This window comes from Undibacterium paludis (assembly GCF_022568815.1).
Taxonomy (GTDB): domain Bacteria; phylum Pseudomonadota; class Gammaproteobacteria; order Burkholderiales; family Burkholderiaceae_D; genus Undibacterium.
On sequence record NZ_JAKZHX010000001.1, the window covers coordinates 988,655 to 1,008,532 of the forward strand.

Below are 19,878 nucleotides of genomic sequence, written 5' to 3' on the forward strand. Positions count from 1 at the left end.
CGACTGTATTTTGCGGACGCATCAATTCTTGCCAATCACCGGGGATGCGCGCCATTCTGCCCTGGCCTGCATCAAAGCCTGTTCTATATAGGCTTCTTTATGCAGTTTTTCCAGCTGCCTGTTAATCAGCGGCAGATAACTGACACAGGGGCTTTGTGCAACCATGCCAAACAGATTCTGTGAATCGATCAAAAACGGGCGCACGGCCATCAGTTTGTCTTCCAGATTGGCAGAAGCCAGGTAAGCCTGACCGGAATGATAGCCTGTTATCACATAATCAAAACGGTTTGCCTGCAACATCCTGAACGCGGTTTCCAGGTTGTCTGTCTCCTTGATATTGAGGTGCTTGTCCATGAAATCATCAAATGGCAGGCCAAAACGGTTGCCGCGTGCAATCCCCCCGTTCAAGGCAGACAAGTCTTCCCACTTTGAAAAGCTGATGGGTTTGTCTTTTCTGGCAAAGGCGGCCACAGGATTATTCAGGACCAGCTCACTGAATAACAGAAAGCTGCGTCGCTCAGGCGTCGATTTCAAGGTGGTAATCATATCGATACCACCACTTTGTGCAGCACTGAGGACTCGCTTCCACGGTCCCAGATAGCGCACTTCATAAGGCAGACCAAGGTCATTCAGTATGCGGGTCAGGATCAGGATGCTGGCACCGTGAAACTGCTGCCCGTCATGCCAATGCAAAGGGGGGTAGGCAGGGTCTGCGGAAATGACGATGCGCTCGCAGCTGCCGACTGCCTGTGCAGGAGGAGAAAGCGTGACAAGAAAACCAAAGATGATCAAAACAATAGAGCGACACATAGTTCACTTATAGCTTACTTCTTGCAGGTTTGATCCTGGCACAACAGCCCTGGTTCCATCCAGCCATCAGCCAGCACTTTATCAGCAGCATTCGATTTTACTCTTTTATCATCCTAACATCGTTTTCGCCAAACTTGCTGATCTGTCTGAACACCAAAAAATGGACATGAACGTCATATTATTCTCTCGGCTTATTCAGCAGGGCCTTCAAACCCGCCAGTCTCTCTTTGGGCGTCAGGACTTCGGTTTCGGCAGGTACAGCGTCGCCTTCATCGAGCTTCATTTCTTTCAGGAACCTTGAAGGGTCACAATGCACCGCGACACCGGCGCGTTTGCGCTTCTTGCACCAGGTGATGTGCAGGCTGCGCTGTGCACGGGTAATGCCGACATACATCAGACGGCGCTCTTCTTCTATGCGCGCTGCGATGGTTTCCACCGGCGCATCCGGGTCGCCCTTGTGTGGCAAGATGCCTTCTTCCACCCCTACCAGGAAGACATGCGGATATTCCAGTCCCTTGGAAGCATGCAGAGTGGACATGCGTACTGCATCGGGGACTTCATCCTTACCTTCCATCATGGTCATCAGGGCCACCATCTGGGTCAGGTCAAGCAGGCTGCGGTGGTCATCAGTACCATCCTTGCCGCCACTGCCCTTGGTTTTCAGCCATTGGGTGAAGTCCAGGACATTCTGCCATTTATTCTGTGCAGCCCGGTCTTCAAAATTGTCATAAAGATAGCCTTCGTAATTGATTTCCTTCATCAGGTCGTCGAGCAACTCGGCTGCATGCCCTTCCCTGTGGGCATGCGCTTCGACCTGGTTGATGAAGTTGCAGAAATGCCGCAAAGGCCGTAATTGCTTCTCACTGAGTTTCGCTTCTATGCCGCCTTTGAAGACAGCAGCAAACAGCGAGCACTGCCATTGTCCGGCAAATGCACCAAGCACTTCCAGCGTCGCCTGACCGACACCACGTTTGGGTGTGGTGATGGCGCGGATGAAGGCCGGATCATCATCTTCATTGGCGATCAGGCGCAGGTAAGAAATGATGTCCTTGATTTCTGCCCGGTCAAAAAAACTCTGTCCTCCGGATATCGTATACGGTATGCGCTCACGCCTGAGCGCCTGCTCTATCACCCTGGCCTGGTGGTTGCCACGGTATAAAATCGCATAGTCCGAATAGTTGGCCTGTCGCTCAAAGCGGTGGGCAGAAATCATGATGGCGACCTGCTCAGCCTCTTGTTCATCATCGAGCATGCCCATGACCTTGACCGGGTCACCGAGACCATGCTCGGACCACAGTGACTTTTCAAACAGCTTGGGATTGTTGCCAATGACTGCATTCGCAGCCTGCAGGATGCGGGTACTGGAGCGATAATTCTGTTCCAGCTTGATGATTTCCAGGTTGGGAAAATCAACCTGCAGGGTCTTCAGGTTTTCTATCGTCGCACCACGCCAGGCATAGATGGCCTGGTCATCATCGCCAACGGCGGTGAACATGGGTTTTTTGCCTATGCCGGTGACCAGCAACTTGACCAGTTCATACTGGCAGGTATTGGTGTCCTGATATTCATCGACCAGCAGATAACGCAAACGGCGTTGCCATTTGTCACGCACCTGTTCATTGTTGCGGAATAACTCCACCGGCAGGCGTATCAGGTCATCAAAATCGACGGCCTGGTAGGCCGACAAGGTGGCCACATAACTGCGATAGATGCGGGCGGCCGTTGCCTCTTCTTCGTCCTGGGCCTGCCTGAATGCCTGGTCCGGGTCAACCAGGCCGTTTTTCCATAAGGACATGGCGGTCTGTATGCGCCGTATCAGTTGCTTGTCGGTGGTAATGGCCAGGTCCTGCACCAGGGAAAAACAGTCATCGCTGTCCATGATGGAAAACCTGTCTTTCAAACCCAGGGCCTGCGCCTCTTGCCGCAGTATCTTCACCCCCAAGGAATGAAAGGTGGAAACTGTTAACTGCTTGGCTTGACGTGGTTCAGCCAGCAGCTTGCCTATACGTTCCTGCATTTCCAGTGCAGCCTTGTTGGTAAAGGTCAGTGCGGCAATATGTCTGGGATCATAGCCATGCAATTCGATCAGGTTGACGATTTTCTGGGTAATGACCCGTGTTTTGCCGGAACCGGCACCAGCCAGCACCAGGCAGGGGCCTTCCATATAGTTAACGGCATTGCGTTGCGGGGCATTCAGACCATGGGACATAAGGGAAACATAGGGGAAACATAGGGGAAAAAACGGCGGCATCCGGAAAAGCTTGCAGGTGCCATTGTAAGGCCAACGCGCCTGAAAAGCCTGTTCATGATTGCAAGTGGTTCAGACCTGGCCAGATATTGACGTCATCACTAGTCGCACACCCAGAATAATTATCATGAAAACATTAAATATGAAAGAAAATTCAACAATTTTACGCACCCGATGCTGGAATTAAAGGCTAGACAATTATATAAGCTAAGACTATTCTTCAAGTCAGGAGGATGCATTTTATGAAAGATTTAAAATCCGCTCGTATCCTGCTGGTTGACGATGAAGAAAGAAACATCAGGCTGCTGGAAGTCCTGCTGCAGGCAGAAGGATATTCCACTCTCTACGCCAAGAATGGCCGCGATGCCTTGAAAATGACCGCTATCGCACAGCCAGACCTGATTTTGCTGGACATCATGATGCCGGACATGGATGGCTACCAGACGGTTGCTGAATTGAAAGCCAATCCTCTGACCCAGCCGATTCCTGTCATCATGCTGACTGCGCTTGATGACCGCGCCTCCAAATTGCGCGCGCTGGAAGCCGGCGCCGAAGAATTCCTGAGCAAACCGATAGATCGTGCTGACCTGATCATACGGGTACGCAACTTATTGCGACTCAAGGAATATGGCGATTTTCTGACTGACCATAACCGCATACTCGAAAACCAGGTGGAACAACGCACCAGGCAACTGGAAAGTGCCTACCGGGATACCGTATTCACCCTGGTGAGGGCGGCCGAACACAAGGATGAAGAAACCGGCCATCACGTAAAACGTATCAGCTACTATTGCCGGGTCCTGGCGCAAGCCCTGAATTTGCCTCTGGAGTTCCATGATGCGATCTTTCAGGCCAGCCCCATGCATGACATAGGCAAGATAGGCATACCTGACCATGTCCTCCTGAAACCGGGCAGCTTCAACCAGGATGAATGGAATATCATGCGGACCCATTGTGCGCTGGGCGCCAGCATCCTCGCCAGCGGAACTTCGCCTTACACGGAAATGGGCGCAGAAATCGCCCTCAATCATCATGAGCACTGGGACGGCAGTGGTTATCCCAATGGTCTCAAGGGTGAAGCCATACCAATTGCAGCAAGAGTCATGCAAATCTGCGATGTATATGATGCCCTGCGCAGTCGTCGCCCGTATAAACCGGCGATGGACCATGATGCCTCCCTGCAGATCATCACCGATGGCGACGGCCGTACCGAACCGGAACATTTTGATCCGGCTGTACTGTCCTGCTTCATTGCCCAGGCCGATCGCTTCGCCGCCATCTACGATCTGCATGCCGATGCCTGATGCCCTACACCCCGGTATTTTGCTGATCGACGATGATGTCGACCTGCTGCAATCGCTGATGCGTTTGTTACGACCACTGCAATGTGAACTGTTTGCAGCACAAGATGCCGGCGACGCAAGCAATATATTGGCACGCCAACAAATTGGCATAATGATTTGTGAACCACGTGACGAGAGGCTGGCCACATTTTTGATCGATACAAAAAATCGGCACCCTGACATCGTGCGCCTGATCCTGACCGGCTATCCGGATCTTGACAGTGTACTGAGAGCGGTCAACCGGGCCCATCCTTTCAAGCTGTTGATCAAACCCTGGCATAACGAAGAGTTGACTGCAACAGTCCGTCTGGCAATGGAACAGTACGCAGAGAACCGCGATCGTGAAACCTTGCTCAGGGATTACAAGGGCCTGCTGCAAAATGCCGAAGCCGCCCATGCCTTTCGCGCCATTGGTGCGCTCATGCATTCCATACACAGGGACATAGCCATCGAATCCCTGTACAAATTGCCGGTCGGAGTCTGCCTGCTGGCTGACGGTATGGTCAAGTTTTGCAATCAGCAGGCCCAGCATACGCTGAAAGACATGGATCCATCACCCCTCATCAGTGGTGTCGCAATTGGACAACTACCCGCCATACTGCGCGATGCACTCAAGGCTGATCGCAGCAAGCGCATACAAATACGCCTGAACGAACAGCAGAGACTGGATTACTTTGTACTTGACCTCAATGTCGGGACCCTGATTGCATTTGCTCCCGAACCGGGGTTGGGCAGACCGCAGCAGGCTTGATCACGCCAATGGAAAAAACGCTTCAGATATGAACTAGCCCTATCAGGAAAGACGCATCATGAAAAAAATCAGTTCCGAATTCAGGCTGGCAGGAGGACTTCTATTTGGGCTAATTTTACTGTTATCTGCCGGCTGGCAGCTTTACCGTGTCTTGCAGGAGTACCGGAGCAATTCCTTATGGGTTACCCATACCTACCAGGTGCTTGATCAGTTAAATGAAGTCAAAGCCGGTGTACTTGAGCTCGAAAGCATACAGCGCCTGTATTTCATCACCGGCGACGATGTATTTACCAATCAGCGTGACACCAGATTCAAGCAGGCACGCCAGGCTGCCAAAAATGTAGAATTGCTGACCGCCGATAATCCACGCCAGCAATTGCTGCACCGTGGACTGACACAGAAACTGGAAGAAAGACTGGGCGCTCTCGAAAAAACCCTGCACGTCTACCAGACCGAGGGTTTTGATGCCACACGCAAACACCTGATCAACGGCGCCCCACGCATCATCATGGAAACCCTGCTGGAACAAATCAATTCCATGGAACAGGAAGAACGGGTATTGCTGGAACAACGCAAGATCCAGATTGAAAGCAATTTCGTGCAAGCCCGCGGCATAGGCATACTGGTTCTGATCATTACTTTGGGTGGCGGTGTTCTGCTGTGGCAGCAATTCAGGCGCGACCTCATGCAAAGGGTGGAAGCAGAAACTGCTGTACGCGAAAGCGAATCGATGTTGAAGCAGGTGCTTGATATCTTGCCGGTAGGCGTGGTTATTTGTGATCGCGATGGCTTACTGACCCAGATCAATCCGTGCAGCAAGGAAATCTGGGGTGGTTCACGCCATGTAAGCCCGGATCAATATGGCGAATATGCCGGCTGGTGGCCCGATACCGGCAAGCGCATCGCCGCAGAAGAATGGGCCATGGCGCGCACCATGAAAACCGGTGAAACCATACTCAATGAACTGGCCGACATACGCTGCTTTGATGGCAGTCGCAAAACCATTTCCAACAGTACTGCCCCTTTGCGCGATGAAAGCGGCCGCCTCATCGGCGGCTTGTCGGTCAATGTTGATGTCACCGAATTCACCCGCACCGAGCGCAAGCTCAGGGCCGCGGCCCACTATGACGACACCCAGGTACAGGCACAAAACCTGTTTGCCTCCAGCTTTGAAAGACACGCCCTGTTTAATGGTTTGCTTTCCCTGCTGGCCGAGCGCCACGGCTACCTGATGTCAGCACTGTACAGTTATGACGAATGGTACGCCCGTTTTCGCTGCGAAGCCACGTATGGCCTGGGCCGCGATGTTCCACGCGAATTCGAAATGGGTGAAGGCTTGCTGGGGCAGGCGGCATTGACAGGGAAAAGCAATCTGCTCGATGCCAGCCGTCTTAGCCTGCAGACCGGCCTGGCCAGTTTCAGTCCCAAGTATGTGCTGATGATACCGGTGAATTATCAGGAACGTCGCCAGGCCATCATGGTGCTGGCAACCACCAATGCCGAAATCAGCGGCGAACAGGCTTTTCTTGAGAAACTCGCTGGTCAGCTGGCGGTCACGCTACATAATTTGCGCCAGTACAGTGACCTGAAACTGCTGGCAGATCAATTGCGCACCAGCAGCGAAGAAATCGCTGCCAAGAACCAGCAGCTTGAACAGGCCAGTCGCATGAAATCCGAGTTCCTGGCGAATATGTCTCATGAATTGCGCACACCATTGAATGCCATCGTCGGTTTTTCAGAAATACTCAAGGATGGCCTGATGGGCCCCTTGTCTGCTCAGCAAAAAGACGCAGCCGTCGACATCTTCGGCAGCGGTAAACATTTGCTGGCCCTGATCAACGACATCCTCGACCTGTCCAAGATTGAGGCAGGCAAGATGCAAATCAATCTTGAATCGACAGATATCGCCACACTGATACAGTCCAGCATGCAAGTGATACGTGAGCAGGCCACCCTGCAAAGCCTGCAAGTGTCCGCCAAAGTGCAGGATGAGCTGGGTGAAATCTGGCTTGATGAAGTCAAGGTCAAGCAAATTATCTATAACCTGCTGTCGAATGCAGTGAAATTCACGCCTGAGGGTGGCCGTATCCATCTTTCTGCACGGCGTGTCGATGGTCACGCAGTACCTGGCGGGCGCTATGAGCACTATCTGGAAATCATGGTCAGCGACAGCGGCATAGGCATACCCGAAGATGCCCAGTCCCAGCTATTCAAACCGTTCACCCAGATAGACAATAGCCTGTCACGCCGCTACCAGGGCACCGGTCTTGGTCTGGCCATGGTCAAACGTATGGCCGAACTGCACGATGGCAGCGTGGCCGTCAGCAGCATCGCCGGCAAGGGCTCAACATTTACCGTCTTGCTGCCTTGGCGTACAGCCAACCTGCCAGGCCGGCAATTTGACAGTGCACCGGTCACCAGTCATGCTGCCCATGGCCATGACAAAGCGATCAGGGATTTGCTCGCCCTGATTGTGGAAGATGACGACCAGGCGTCAGAAGTTTTGCGGGTACAACTGGAAAGCGTGGGATTTCGCGCAATGCGCGCAAAATCAGCCGAAGTTGCACTGAAAATAGCGGAACAGGAACATCCCGACCTGATCACACTTGATATCCTGCTGCCGGGTATGGATGGCTGGGAGTTCCTGGAAAGATTCAAACAACAACCGCTGTTCGCATCAACGCCCGTGGTTATCATCTCCATCGTCGCTGATCTTGGTCGTGGCCTGTCACTGGGTGCTGCCCATGTCATGCAAAAGCCTATCGCCAGGGAAGAATTGACTACCGCCCTGACCGTGCTCGGCTTTTGCCGTGATACTGAAGCAAAGCATAAAACGGCACTGGTCGTCGACGACGACCCCAAGGCGGTCAAACTGGTTTGTACCCAGCTGGAATCATTCGGCTATAAAACCTTATCTGCACTCGGTGGCCAGGAAGGGATAGACAGCGCCAGACAGCACGAGCCCGATCTCATCATATTGGACTTGATGATGCCCGAAATCAATGGCTTCGATGTGGTGGAAGCCCTGAAAAGTGATACAGTCACAGCAAGTATTCCAATTATCGTGTTGACAGCCAAGCAAGTCACTGTGGAAGACAGGTTACGCTTGAGTAACGATGTCAAAAAAGTAATGGAAAAATCCGAATTCAATCATGGCCGTTTCCTCGGTGAAGTCAAGCGCGCCATGATGGGCAGGGGTAAGTAAAATGGCACGCATACTGATCATAGAAGATAATCCAGTTAATATGAAACTGGCGGCCTTTTTATTGCAAAACGCCGGTCATGAAGTCTTGCAGGCCGTTGATGCCGAACAGGGCATGCAGGTCGCGCACGACATGCTGCCTGATTTGATCTTGATGGATATGCAACTGCCGGGCATTGATGGTATTACCGCCACCAGGCAATTGAAAACAGATGCCGCCACTGCCCAGATCAAGATCATTGCCCTGACCGCCTTTGCCATGAGCGGTGACGAAGAGCGCTTTCGCGCTGCGGGATGTGATGCCTATATGGCAAAACCCATACGTTACCAGGCGTTTTTGTCACTGGTGGACGCCATGTTGAAAGCCTGAATGCTGCGTCTGGCCAGACCATTTGCCTGTCTGGCTGCTTACAAGCAACGCCAGGCAGAGTAAACTGGCGGCATCAGAACAAAGGTGCCTTATGAAATTTGAACATTTAGTTGAAATCAATGACCTGAGCAATCCCATGATTGCTGTCATCAATCGCGAACAGCTCTGGCGCGGCCTGGTCTTGCGAGCAGAATTGCCCAAGATGTTTGTCTCCTACATCGACGATGTCAGTATCAGCGATCATAGCGAAGCCGGCATGACACGCACCCTGCGTTATGGTGAACTGCTCGTCACGGACCATGTCCGCTTTACCCAGTTTGAGCACATAGATTACGAAGTCCCGGCGCAAAATGAAATCCCCAGGTCTTCTTTACGCATGAGCATAGAGGAACCTCAACCCCAGGCACTGTTTGTCCGCTTTAGCTACGATGCCGGGCAAACGGCCCAGGAAGATGTCGAGAATGAAATGTATGACGAATACCGCAAATCTGCCTATCAGGAAGCAGACGTCGATACCATACGCATCATCCGTGAACTGGCAGAAAGCGGGCGCCTGGACGCCCTGCCATCCTGAAAATCGCCCGTTGCATTGCTGAGCACCGGCAAATTCGGGGATAATGCGCATCTGTTATCCGCTTAATCCCCATATTCCCCATCCTAATTGCAAGGTTACCCATGTCCAAGCGCACCACAACTGCCAATGGCAAATCCGTCAACGCTGTTGCTCCACCGTTACCGGTCCAGACCACCCGCCTGAAACGCAAACAGTTTGCCACCGATGGCGATGTGCATATCCAGGGCGATGCCGTGATCGCCACCCAGTTCATCGTGGGTGGCGATTGCCTGATCGATGGTGACCTGCAGGCTGAAGAGGTATTTTGCCTGGGCAAGCTGACCGTGACCGGTGATATCCGCGTGCAATCGCTGTATGTAGGCCAGGCGCTCGACGCCGGTGGCAATATTGACGTGGAATACCTGTTGAAGACTGGCTGCAATGCCGAATGGATGGCGCGCATGCTGGAACTGGATCAGGGCAAACCGGCCGCCGATGGCAGCGGCTTCATGGACAAGCTGGTCCATCCTGCCATTCTGGCGCGCTATGCCCACCATGATCCCTTTGGCGGCTTTGGCGATATCCAGGCACTCGGATATGTCGCCTGTGCCGACCTCGACTGTCATGGCAATGTGCAGCTCGATGACGTGCTTGAAGTTGGTGAAATCCAGTTTGTCGGCGGCCATCTGTCCGCTGCCGCCATCCATGTCGCTGGAGACTGCAATTGCCAGGGTGAACTGTTCAGTGAAACCGATATACAGGTGGAAGGTCATCTGTTCGCCGCCACCGTGATTTGCCAGGGCAATCTTGAAGTCGCCAGCATACACAGCCAGGGCGACATCAGTACCTGGGGTTATCTGCGCGCCAGCGGTGAAATCAGCAGCCTGCGCGGTGAAATCCATTGCGGACGCTGGATTGCCACCAAGGCTAGCATCTATGCCGCCAAATACATCAAGGCTGGAGAATCTGTCATTGGTGAAAAAGGTATCAGTTGCGGCAGCGATTACGGCATCCTGGCAGCGACCAATCTGCCACGCTCGCGCTGGGCCACACACGGCATGGTGTCAGCAGCGACCAAACCACGCCTGTTATTGTCCGGCCAGTTCGTCGAAGGCAAGAAAATCAAGCATATCGATGCACTGGAAAAAAAGCGTGAAACTGAACTCGACTGGGAAGTGCCGCGCCGCCTCAAACGCGAAATGCTGCAGGCCTGATATCTCGTATCCGGTATTGATGAATGATAAAAAAATCCGGCCCGGTGGCCGGATTTTTCAATTCAGAGGATATCCCGGCAAGACTATTCATTGATTCGCTGATGTCCGCCCGGGCAACAGCAAACGACGCAGCAGCCATATCCCTGCCATGGCCAGCATCAGCACCAGTAACAGCAGGAGCCAGTCAGACGCTTCCCAATCAGTCTGCACTTCCCTGTTGCTCATGCTCTGGTAAAGATACAGGACAAACATGTTTGAACTCATATGCAGGAAGATGCCCGGCCACAAAGACCGCGTCCGGTCATACAGCCAGGCACACACCACACCAATAATGCCAGCACTGACAAACTGATAGATATTCATATGTGCCAACCCAAACAACATGGACGAACCCAGGATTGCCCGCCAGCGTGAATACTGATTCAGGAAACTGCGCAGGATAATTCCACGGAACAGCATTTCTTCGAGCACGGGTGCAATCAGGCAGGCGGTGATGACAGAGCCGCCGCTACCGCCCATCATTTCGTCAAATTCACGCTGTTGCGTGGCGGAGACCGGTATCCAGTTTTCAATGAAGTTGGTGATCAGTCCCATCGATAATTCCAATGCAGGCAAGACCAGCAATAAAGGCAGGGCCAGCAGACAAATGGTCACGCTGACCCGGTTGCCTGAGGCGTGGAACAGCTTGCCATAGCTGAGGCGCTTGTACTGCAGCAGTACCGTAAACAACACCGCGTTCGCCAGTACCGTGACGACCCCATCGAGCTGTGCCGCCTCCATGCCGGTCACTGACTGCATGCTGTCAATCAGCGAACTGAATAACAGCTCCAGCCCCATCAGGAGAATGATGAGAAAACAGGCTTCCAGCGCACTGGGGAAATTTTCATTTTCTTGTTGCATAAAGGCAGGAGCGAACGTATCGACTGAAGGCCCGTTGCTGACAAGTCAGCAGCAACTACGAGTTAGGCAGATCTATATCCTGCGAGAATTCGCCGTCCACTTCTTTGATAATGGCCTGACCGGCCACCATGTGCTGTCCATTAAAACTCAAGGTCGGCCCGCCATACAGCGTCCAGCCCTGGTTCAGGGCTGTCGATACGCGCATGCAAAACGCCTTGTCATCGGGTCCGGTCAGGTAACGGTATAGTTTCATGTTGACTTATTCACATCCAGTTAATATCCAAAAATCAAACCGACAAACTGGCGGACATTATATGCCATCGTGCCCGGCTAATACTCAGGCAACTGGTAACAACAAGTGCGGCATATTTGCAGCAAATTAATTTTTCCCCTTGGCAATAGGCATCTTCAGGTTAAAATTGAAAAGGTTTTCATAAAGCCAATCATTCTCACTTCCCTCGAACGCCTCACTTCACTGAAATTTATTAAATTTGTGAAAACATTGCAAAAATTTTTACAGCGTTGGCAGCAGCGGAATATTTATACCCGCTTGTTCATACCAATACTTGTCCTGATTTTTGTTGTGAGCGGATTTCGTTATTACATGATGATAGAAAGTGAAACCCGGGACGCCAGGCACAGACTGCAAACCGAATTACGCCATGCAAATCACTACCTGACACCCGCCCTGATCAACCTTTCCTTGCAGGACAACCAGCAAGCCATGCACAGCCTGCTCTTGCGGGAAGCGATATCAAGCCCGCTGATACAGAGTATCAGCTGGGACTACCAGCGCCAGCACGTCACGGGGCAGGATACAGATCAGGAAAGGCCGGGTGTGCCGGACTGGTTTTCCGCCATCCTGCATCTGACCGAAGAAACTTCGCGACAAGAAGTTCGGCTGCCGAATGGCGACACCGGCTTGCTCAGTATACAAACCACTGTGGAAGGAGAAAAAGCACATATCTGGCAGAAAGTGATGACCCAGGCAAAGATTTCGTTGCTCATCGTCGTCACCATCTTCTTTCTGCTGGGCCTGATATTGCGCTCGAACACCAGAACCATGCACAGGCTGGCAGAAGCAACCGACAAATTCAAAAAGGGGCAACACGCCGTGCGCATGTCTGTCACCGGTACGGCGGAGGCCCGGGCACTGGCGAATACCTTCAATGCCATGGCCAGTGAAGTACAGGCTTTGCTGCTGACCCTGCAACGCAGCCAGCGCGAAAACAGTGAGCAACTGCACTTCACCTGGCAATTGCTCAATGCCCTGCCGATACCAATTTTTTTTCAGGACCAGCATGGTATCTGCCAACGCATCAACCACGCCTGGGAAGAGATGTTTGGTGTCAGCGCCAGAGATATCACAGGCAGAACCATGCCGCTGCTGGCAGTCGATGCCCAAGGGCAGGCAATGGTATTGGCGCACGACGCTGCCGACCCGTTGAAACTGGTCATGGAAACACGGGTACAGGCTGCCGGCAAAATACTTGATGTCCTTTACTTCCAGGCTAGTTTCACCAATGTCGATGGCCTTACCATAGGCAGCATAGGAGCCCTGATCGACATCAGCGAACGCAAGCAGGCGCAAGCGACGCTGGCGGCTGAAAATGAGCGCGTAGAAACCACACTGGCCTCTATCGGCGATGCCGTCATCAGTACCGATGTCGATGGCCGCATATTGACACTGAACCGTGTTGCACAACAGTTATGCGGCTGGAAAAGAAGTGAAGCGCACAACCACACGCTGCAGGAAGTATTCGCCCTCAGTGATGGCGGTCACCGCGCCAGATTGGCTGAGTTCCTGGGGCAAATTTCACAGCGTGAGGATATCTTGCAATCCGATACCCAGGTTTTGATTTCACGCAGCGGCCAGCAGTTTGAAATCGACTATACGGCAGCACCGATCAGGCAAAAGAATGGCAAGGTCATGGGTTGTGTGCTGGTGTTTCGCGACGTTAGTGAGAAACGCCGCCTGATGCAGGAGATTTCATGGCGGGCCGGTCACGATGTATTGACCGGACTGGAAAACCGCAATGCCCTGGCAGAGCGTTTCAATACCGCCATCGCCACTGCACATGCGCAGCAGACATGGCTGGCAGTTTGCCTGATCGATCTCGATCATTTCCAGAAAATCAATGAGAGCCATGGCCAGGACTTCGCCAACAAATTGCTGCAGCAAGTGGCCAGACGGCTGGAAAGCAATGCCGGCAACGAACATCACATTGCCCGCCTGGGTGGTGATGAATTCGTCATACTGCTGCAAAACCAGCATGATGTCGCTGGTGTGGAACTGAACCTGGCGCTGTTGCTGGCAGAGCTGGCGCAGACCTATGAAATAGAACAACAAAGCATCAAGCTCTCCGCCAGCATAGGTGTGGCCATTTACCCGCGTGACGATATCAATGCTGATACCTTGCTGCGTTGTGCGGACCAGGCCATGTACCAGGCCAAATTGAAAGGTCGCAATCAATTCCATTTATTCGATGCCGAGCATGACCAGCAATTACGTACCCACCATAATCAGCGTGCGCGTATAAGGCTGGCCCTGCAACAGGATGAAATGCGCCTGTATTTCCAGCCCAAGGTGAATATGCGCCTGGGCCGCATCGTGGGCCTGGAAGCACTGCTGCGCTGGCAACATCCCGACCAGGGCATCATCGGTCCCCTGCATTTTTTACCATTAATAGAACATACCGACCTGATCATTGATGTCGGTGACTGGGTGTTACAGCAGGCCATGGAACAATTGCGCTCCTGGACATCGACACACCCGGATTGGGTGATCAGCGTCAACATCGCCGCAAGACATTTTCAATGCATGGATTTTGTTGAGCGACTGAGCAGGATACTGGCCGACTATCCCGATGTACGGGCAGAACGGCTGGAGATAGAAATACTCGAATCCGCAGCCATACAGGACATACAGCATGTACGCGAAGTCATGCTGGCCTGCCAGAAAATGGGAGTCAGTTTTGCGCTCGATGATTTTGGTACCGGATACTCCTCACTATCCTACCTCAAGCGCCTGCCCGCCAATACCCTTAAAATTGACCAGAGCTTTGTACGCGATATGCTGGCAGACAAGGACGATCTGGCTGTCATCAGCGCCGTCATCGGCCTGGCCAGGGCCTTCAATCGCGAAGTCATCGCCGAAGGAGTGGAAAGTACAGAACACGGCGTCGCCCTGCTGCATCTTGGCTGCGAACTGGTACAAGGCTATGGCGTAGCCCGCCCCATGCCGGCAGCACAGATCAACGACTGGGCCAAGGCCTATGTCATCCCCGGCAGCTGGCAGCAAGGAAAGGGTTTGGAATGGGAGGGTGCCTGAGCCTGAACGCAAATGACATGGAGACAAAAGATGCAGGCAATTGACGGACGCTGCAGCTGTGGCAGCATACAGTATCACTACCCGGCCCCGGCCTTGCAGGTGGTTGCCTGCCATTGCGGCCTGTGTCGGCGCATGACAGGTGCCGCCTTGTCGGTCTATGTCGTGGTGAAAGCCAGGGCCTTGAATTTTACCAGGGGCCAGGACAGACTCAAACCCTATGCCGTCACCAACGATACGACACGCCATTTTTGCGCTGACTGCGGCACACCCATATTCAACCAGAATGCACAAAAATATGCGGGACTGGCCATGCTTTATTTAGGTACGGTAACCGGTCACGAGCAGTTGTCACCGGCGATGGCCTTGTATTGTGAAAGCCGCCTGCCCTGGTTGCAGTTGCCAGAATCCTGCCAGCAGTTCCAGCAAGCGCCGGAACGTCCTGCCAAATGAAAAAGGCTGACGATAGCCTGTCGTCAGCCCTATTATCTATTGCAAATTCCCTCGCTTATTTTGCTGGATATTTGATCGTCATTTCTTTCAACAGATTATCGGCATGATCGACTTCTTTCATGACCCATAGCATATAACGGATATCGACGTGGATGGCGCGGGTGATGGCCGTGTCAAAATACCAGTCCTTGGTGATGGATTCATAGGTTGAATCAAAATTCAAACCTACCAGTTCACCGTTTTTATTCAGGACGGCAGAACCGGAGTTGCCACCGGTTGTATCCGCACTGGAGAGAAAATTAACGGGGACGGTTTGCAGGGCATTATCCTTGAACACGCCATAGCGTTTTTCTTTCACTGCCGTAAGCAGGCTCTCCTGCATATTGAAAGGTGATTTGCCAGTGTGTTTTTCGACTATACCTTCAACGGTCGTGAACGGACCCTTGCTGACGCCATCACGCGGCGAGTAAGGCGCCACCGTGCCATACGTCACGCGCAGGGTAGAATTGGCATCCGGATAAACTGGCTTGCCCTGGGATTTTTTCCATTCTATGACGGCTTGCATATACTGTGGAATGACACGTTCAAGATTGCCATCGAGCTCTTTGCGACGGTCCTCCAGCGACATGGCGACATCATGCAGCTTCACCGCCAGGCGGATGAAGGCATCATCGGATTGCTCGAAAACCTTGCGGTCCTTGCCCATCCAGGCCAGACGTTTGGAGGTTTCACTCATGCTGCTTTGCTGGTACAGGCTGGCGACACTTTCCGGTGCCGGCAACAAAACATCCAGTCCCCGGGGATGGGATTTGGCCGGCAATTGACCATATCTTTGCAGTGCTGCCGTGAACCTGGCCTGGTCTACATTTTGCTGATAGGATTGTTCCAGGCGGCTCAGCTTGCCTGCAATGATATTCATGTCACGTTGCTGATAGCCCGGTTCGCGCAGCTCGTCCGGTTTCGTGCTTTCAATTGCGAGGCGATACAGGGTGCGTGCGCTCTTCAACATTTCGCTCGTGCTGGCAACCGACCAGGCAAATTCTTCTTCTGACATCGCCATATCGGCTGCGATGACAGCATCAAGCTCCTTGAGCAGGTTTTTATCACTGCCATGCTGAGCATACCAGCGGCGGAATTCTGCATCTTGACTGTCCTTGATGGCAGCGATGTCTTTACGCATAAAGCCGTCGAGCAGACCCTGGGTCTTCTTGAGACCATTTTGGAGACCCTTGACGACGCTGGCATAGCGCACAGCGGCGGCGGCGTTGCCAGACGTTGCCGCAGCGATCACAGACAGATCGGCCTGGGTTTCTGCCACTTTGGCAGGATAGCTGACATCACGCGCAAAACGTATTTCCGATGGCAATTTGTAACGGCTGGTGCGACCAGGATAACCCGCCAGCAAGATGGGATCGCCATTTTTCAAACCCTGGGCAGATACGACAAGGAAGTCTTTTGACTGATACGGAACATTGTCGGCAGACAGATCAGCAGGGCGACCATCCCTGCCCACGTAGGCGCGCAGAAAGGCATAGTCACCAGTATGGCGCGGCCATTCAAAATTATCGACCTCACCGCCAAAATTGCCTATCTTGTCTGAGGGTGCGTACACCAGGCGCACATCCCGTATCATGATCTGACGTATGCGGTAGTATTCCAGGCCACGATGGAAGCTCGGTACTGAACAACGGTAAGCCTTGTCCTGTTCACATTCGGCGATCAGGGCCTTGATGCGGTTTTGTACATGCTCAGCCCTGGCACGGCCAGACATGGTGGCAGTCAAACCCTTGTTGACCTGCTCAGTCACGTTTTCTACCTTGTCGGTAATGTACATGCGCGCATCGGGGCCTGCTGGCAATTCATCCGCCAGTGTCTTCGCCAGAAAACCGTTGGCGATATAGTTTTTTTCTGCCGTCGAATTTCTTTGCACAGCCCCGTAGGCGCAGTGGTGGTTGGTCACCACCAGGCCGGTACTCGATACAAAAGACGCCGAACAGCCCCCCAGGGACACCATGGCTGACATAGGATGTTTTTGCAAATCCGCCAATTTCTCTGCCGGTATATTGATGCCGGTGCGTTTCAGCTCAGACTTCAGTTGCGGCAACTGATAGGGTTGCCACTGGCCTTCGTCAGCGTGGGCAGATGAAAAAACACCAGCGAGTGCCAGCGGAAGAGCAAGGGATTTCAACAAAATACACTCCAAAATAAATTTTGAGGGCATGCACACGAATCAAGGCTTGCGGTTTCGCTGCGCCTGTTAGCGGCTGGCGGTTTCAACAACGGGACCGATTCTTTCACTTTAACTCGCGCACACAAATTGATTAATTGCCATGAAATAGAAGCAATTAGGCACAAATAGAGACATATCTTAGCTGAAATAGTTCCTGCATTTCTCCTGAGGAAGGCTGTAACTTCATCATTATTCCATTTAATGAAATAAATAATTAATTATATAGTCTATTCCTATATTTCAATGAAACGTACAAACTGTGGTCCATGCAATTGCATACCCGTTCCAAACATTCCAACCTCTATCGAATGGAAATATCATGAGCCGTATCAATCTCGTCACCAAAGAAACTGCCAATGCTGAACAACTGGCCTTGCTGGAAGCGATACAAATCAAACTGGGCATGGTCCCGAACTTTTTGAAAGCCTTTGCCAATTCCCCTGCCGCTCTGCGCGCATTCCTGGGCCTGCACGGTATCGCTGGTGAGGGCAGTCTGGACCCGCAAACCCGCGAGCGCATCGCCCTGGCAGTCGCGCAAAAAAATTCGTGTGAATACTGCGTTTCCGCCCATACCGCCATAGGCCGCGGTACTGGCTTGAACAATGAAGAGATGGTTGCCAATCGCGCAGGCAGCAGCCAGGATGCGAAAGCCGCCGTCGCCGTGAAATTCGCCCGCTCGCTGGTCGAACATGCCGGTGAAGTCACGGCAACGGAAGTTCTTGAAATGCGCGACCACGGTTATAGCGATGCTGACATTATCGAAGTCATCACCCACGTGGGCATGAACATCCTGACGAATATCCTGGGCAAGGCTGCTCGTCTGGATATCGACTTCCCGAAAGTCAGCCTGTAAATCCGCAAAAAGCCCTATCCCGTCACAGCGAGGAAATCATCATGTCACGTGCATTTGCCGATATCAGCTTTACCCCCAGCGTAAAAGCGGCGCAAAGCCTGTATGGCAGTCGCGAAGCCAATCGCGGTTTTGAACTGGTGGAAGAAAAACGTGATCACTTGCTGGAACGGGATATGGAATTCATCGGTGACCGCGATAGCTTTTACCAGGCAACGATATCTCAAAACGGCTGGCCCTATGTACAGCATCGTGGTGGGCCAGCCGGCTTCCTCAAAATACTCGATGCCAAGACCATCGCTTATGCAGATTTTTCCGGCAATGCCCAATACCTGAGCGTAGGCAATCTGTTTGCCAGTGACAAGATCTCTTTGATACTCATGGATTACGCCACCCGCCGCCGCATGAAGATATGGGGTCATGCCAACATCATTCATGAAGAGGAGGATGCGCGCCTTATCGCCAGATTGGAAATGCCCGGTTATCGCGCCCGTGTCGAGCGAGCCGTCGTGATTACGGTAGAAGCAGTTGAGTGGAATTGCCCGCAACATATCACACCCAGGTTTACGGAGAAAGAAGTGCAGGACATGCTGGCCAGACTGCTGGCTGAGAAGAGTCAATTGGGAGAACAACTAAAACAAAAGCTTGCATCAGTAAAACCCGCCAGCCTTGGCAATGGCCCGCTGGAACTGGTCATCACCGCAGTGCGTCAACTCAGTCCGCGCATACGCGCTTATGAATTGCGTGACCCGGCTGGCAAAGATTTGCCTGCAGTGAGCGCAGGCGCACATTTACGCGTACCTGTCCTGCTTGCAGATGGACAGGTGGCCACACGTCACTACTCTATCAGTTCGGCAGGTGAACAAGCTGACAGCTACGAAATTGCCGTGCTGGCCGAGCCAGAAGGTCGTGGTGGCTCCATGGCAGTCCATGATCATTATGCGCTGGGCATGCACCTGCATTGCGACCTGCCGCACAATGACTTTGCTTTGCATGCACATGCCGCACCCGCCGTGCTGATCGCGGGAGGCATAGGCATCACCGCCATCAGGCCCATGGCCAAGCAGTTGGCAGCGCAGAGGAAACCATACACTTTGCATTATGCAGGTCGTGTGCTCAGTGCCATGGCCTATAGCGCAGAGTTGCAAACAAAACTGGGTACTCCTTTGCACCTGTATGCGGCAGATCGGCAGCAGCGCCTGGATATACGACAGATCATGGAAGAGGCGGGTAAGGATAGCCTGTTCTATGTCTGCGGACCGGCCGGCATGATCACCGCCGTGTTGAATGCCGCTGAAGCTTTGGGGATAGACCCGCAACGAGTACGCTGCGAAAAATTTACAGTACAAAAATCCAGCCATGACGAAGAGATACGGGTAGAGCTGGCACGCAGTAAAAAAGTCATCCATGTCCGCGCTGATCAGACTGTTCTGCATGCCGTACGCGCCCATGGCGTCGCAGTGCAAGCGGAATGTGAAACCGGCAATTGCGGCACTTGCGCCGTAACACTGCTTGGCGGACAAGCGGAGCACAGGGATACAGTGTTGACAGAAGCAGAGCAAAAAAACCGCATCTGCATCTGTGTCTCACGCGCACAAGCTGGTGAACTGGTGCTTGATCTGTAAA

General features: G+C 52.8%; 15 protein-coding genes. 10 read left to right on the forward strand and 5 right to left on the reverse strand.

Going from position 1 to position 19,878, the window contains the following annotated elements; translation table 11 throughout:
* Window positions 1–21 precede the first annotated feature (21 nt).
* A complete protein-coding gene (locus LZ463_RS04340) occupies window positions 22–810 on the reverse strand; it encodes a substrate-binding periplasmic protein (protein WP_241454183.1) in 789 nt (262 codons plus the stop codon).
* A gap of 178 nt (window positions 811–988) precedes the next feature.
* Complete coding sequence (locus tag LZ463_RS04345) at window positions 989–3,019, reverse strand: UvrD-helicase domain-containing protein (RefSeq protein WP_241454185.1); 2,031 nt, start codon at window positions 3,017–3,019, stop codon at window positions 989–991.
* A gap of 281 nt (window positions 3,020–3,300) precedes the next feature.
* Between LZ463_RS04345 and LZ463_RS04350 the strand changes: the two genes are divergently transcribed.
* The 6 genes from LZ463_RS04350 to LZ463_RS04375 all read left to right on the forward strand — a co-directional run bounded on the left by LZ463_RS04350 (window position 3,301) and on the right by LZ463_RS04375 (window position 10,491).
* Window positions 3,301–4,362 (forward strand): response regulator, encoded by a 1,062-nt coding sequence (locus LZ463_RS04350; protein ID WP_241454187.1) that lies wholly within the window; start codon window positions 3,301–3,303, stop codon window positions 4,360–4,362.
* Window positions 4,355–5,152, forward strand: coding sequence for a response regulator (locus LZ463_RS04355; RefSeq protein WP_241454189.1), 798 nt, complete (start codon window positions 4,355–4,357; stop codon window positions 5,150–5,152). Before LZ463_RS04350 ends, LZ463_RS04355 begins: the two co-directional genes overlap by 8 nt.
* A gap of 58 nt (window positions 5,153–5,210) precedes the next feature.
* The gene (locus LZ463_RS04360) at window positions 5,211–8,357 is read left to right on the forward strand and encodes a response regulator (protein WP_241454191.1); all 3,147 of its coding nucleotides are present in this window, start codon (window positions 5,211–5,213) and stop codon (window positions 8,355–8,357) included.
* Between the two features lies 1 nt (window position 8,358).
* Window positions 8,359–8,724, forward strand: coding sequence for a response regulator (locus tag LZ463_RS04365; RefSeq protein WP_241454194.1), 366 nt, complete (start codon window positions 8,359–8,361; stop codon window positions 8,722–8,724).
* A 91-nt stretch (window positions 8,725–8,815) separates the two neighbouring features.
* Window positions 8,816–9,298, forward strand: a complete 483-nt coding sequence (locus LZ463_RS04370; protein WP_241454196.1) for an AtaL-like protein — start codon at window positions 8,816–8,818, stop codon at window positions 9,296–9,298.
* Window positions 9,299–9,399: 101 nt separating this feature from the next.
* Window positions 9,400–10,491, forward strand: a complete 1,092-nt coding sequence (locus LZ463_RS04375; RefSeq protein ID WP_241454198.1) for a hypothetical protein — start codon at window positions 9,400–9,402, stop codon at window positions 10,489–10,491.
* A gap of 87 nt (window positions 10,492–10,578) precedes the next feature.
* Here the strand turns inward: LZ463_RS04375 and LZ463_RS04380 are convergent, their stop codons facing one another.
* Entirely contained in the window at window positions 10,579–11,391 is an 813-nt protein-coding gene (locus LZ463_RS04380; RefSeq protein WP_241454200.1) for a CPBP family intramembrane glutamic endopeptidase, read from the reverse strand.
* 55 nt (window positions 11,392–11,446) lie between these two features.
* Window positions 11,447–11,644, reverse strand: a complete 198-nt coding sequence (locus LZ463_RS04385; RefSeq protein WP_241454201.1) for a DUF1737 domain-containing protein — start codon at window positions 11,642–11,644, stop codon at window positions 11,447–11,449.
* Between the two features lie 351 nt (window positions 11,645–11,995).
* On the opposite strand from LZ463_RS04385, the gene LZ463_RS04390 reads away from it, so the two are divergent.
* Both LZ463_RS04390 and LZ463_RS04395 read left to right on the forward strand, forming a co-directional pair.
* On the forward strand, window positions 11,996–14,722 hold the full coding sequence (locus LZ463_RS04390) for a bifunctional diguanylate cyclase/phosphodiesterase (RefSeq protein ID WP_241454202.1): 2,727 nt from the start codon (window positions 11,996–11,998) through the stop codon (window positions 14,720–14,722).
* Window positions 14,723–14,752: 30 nt separating this feature from the next.
* Window positions 14,753–15,172, forward strand: coding sequence for a GFA family protein (locus LZ463_RS04395; RefSeq protein WP_241454204.1), 420 nt, complete (start codon window positions 14,753–14,755; stop codon window positions 15,170–15,172).
* Window positions 15,173–15,227: 55 nt separating this feature from the next.
* On the opposite strand, the gene LZ463_RS04400 is transcribed toward LZ463_RS04395, so the two are convergent.
* Window positions 15,228–17,363, reverse strand: coding sequence for a S46 family peptidase (locus LZ463_RS04400; protein ID WP_489686076.1), 2,136 nt, complete (start codon window positions 17,361–17,363; stop codon window positions 15,228–15,230).
* 358 nt (window positions 17,364–17,721) lie between these two features.
* Here LZ463_RS04400 and LZ463_RS04405 point away from each other — a divergent pair, with 358 nt between their 5' ends.
* Both LZ463_RS04405 and LZ463_RS04410 read left to right on the forward strand, forming a co-directional pair.
* Window positions 17,722–18,255 (forward strand): carboxymuconolactone decarboxylase family protein, encoded by a 534-nt coding sequence (locus LZ463_RS04405; protein WP_241454206.1) that lies wholly within the window; start codon window positions 17,722–17,724, stop codon window positions 18,253–18,255.
* 41 nt (window positions 18,256–18,296) lie between these two features.
* Window positions 18,297–19,877 (forward strand): 2Fe-2S iron-sulfur cluster-binding protein, encoded by a 1,581-nt coding sequence (locus LZ463_RS04410; RefSeq protein ID WP_241454208.1) that lies wholly within the window; start codon window positions 18,297–18,299, stop codon window positions 19,875–19,877.
* Window position 19,878: the final 1 nt, after the last annotated feature.

Bases quoted from the DNA above. Each gene is read 5' to 3' on its own strand.
- LZ463_RS04380 (WP_241454200.1), bottom strand. From the start codon at position 11,391: ATGCAACAAGAAAATGAAAATTTCCCCAGTGCGCTGGAAGCCTGTTTT.
- LZ463_RS04375 (WP_241454198.1), top strand. From the start codon at position 9,400: ATGTCCAAGCGCACCACAACTGCCAATGGCAAATCCGTCAACGCTGTT.
- LZ463_RS04350 (WP_241454187.1), top strand. From the start codon at position 3,301: ATGAAAGATTTAAAATCCGCTCGTATCCTGCTGGTTGACGATGAAGAA.
- LZ463_RS04355 (WP_241454189.1), top strand. From the start codon at position 4,355: ATGCCTGATGCCCTACACCCCGGTATTTTGCTGATCGACGATGATGTC.
- LZ463_RS04345 (WP_241454185.1), bottom strand. From the start codon at position 3,019: ATGTCCCATGGTCTGAATGCCCCGCAACGCAATGCCGTTAACTATATG.
- LZ463_RS04365 (WP_241454194.1), top strand. From the start codon at position 8,359: ATGGCACGCATACTGATCATAGAAGATAATCCAGTTAATATGAAACTG.
- LZ463_RS04360 (WP_241454191.1), top strand. From the start codon at position 5,211: ATGAAAAAAATCAGTTCCGAATTCAGGCTGGCAGGAGGACTTCTATTT.
- LZ463_RS04385 (WP_241454201.1), bottom strand. From the start codon at position 11,644: ATGAAACTATACCGTTACCTGACCGGACCCGATGACAAGGCGTTTTGC.
- LZ463_RS04395 (WP_241454204.1), top strand. From the start codon at position 14,753: ATGCAGGCAATTGACGGACGCTGCAGCTGTGGCAGCATACAGTATCAC.
- LZ463_RS04370 (WP_241454196.1), top strand. From the start codon at position 8,816: ATGAAATTTGAACATTTAGTTGAAATCAATGACCTGAGCAATCCCATG.
- LZ463_RS04340 (WP_241454183.1), bottom strand. From the start codon at position 810: ATGTGTCGCTCTATTGTTTTGATCATCTTTGGTTTTCTTGTCACGCTT.
- LZ463_RS04410 (WP_241454208.1), top strand. From the start codon at position 18,297: ATGTCACGTGCATTTGCCGATATCAGCTTTACCCCCAGCGTAAAAGCG.
- LZ463_RS04405 (WP_241454206.1), top strand. From the start codon at position 17,722: ATGAGCCGTATCAATCTCGTCACCAAAGAAACTGCCAATGCTGAACAA.
- LZ463_RS04390 (WP_241454202.1), top strand. From the start codon at position 11,996: ATGATGATAGAAAGTGAAACCCGGGACGCCAGGCACAGACTGCAAACC.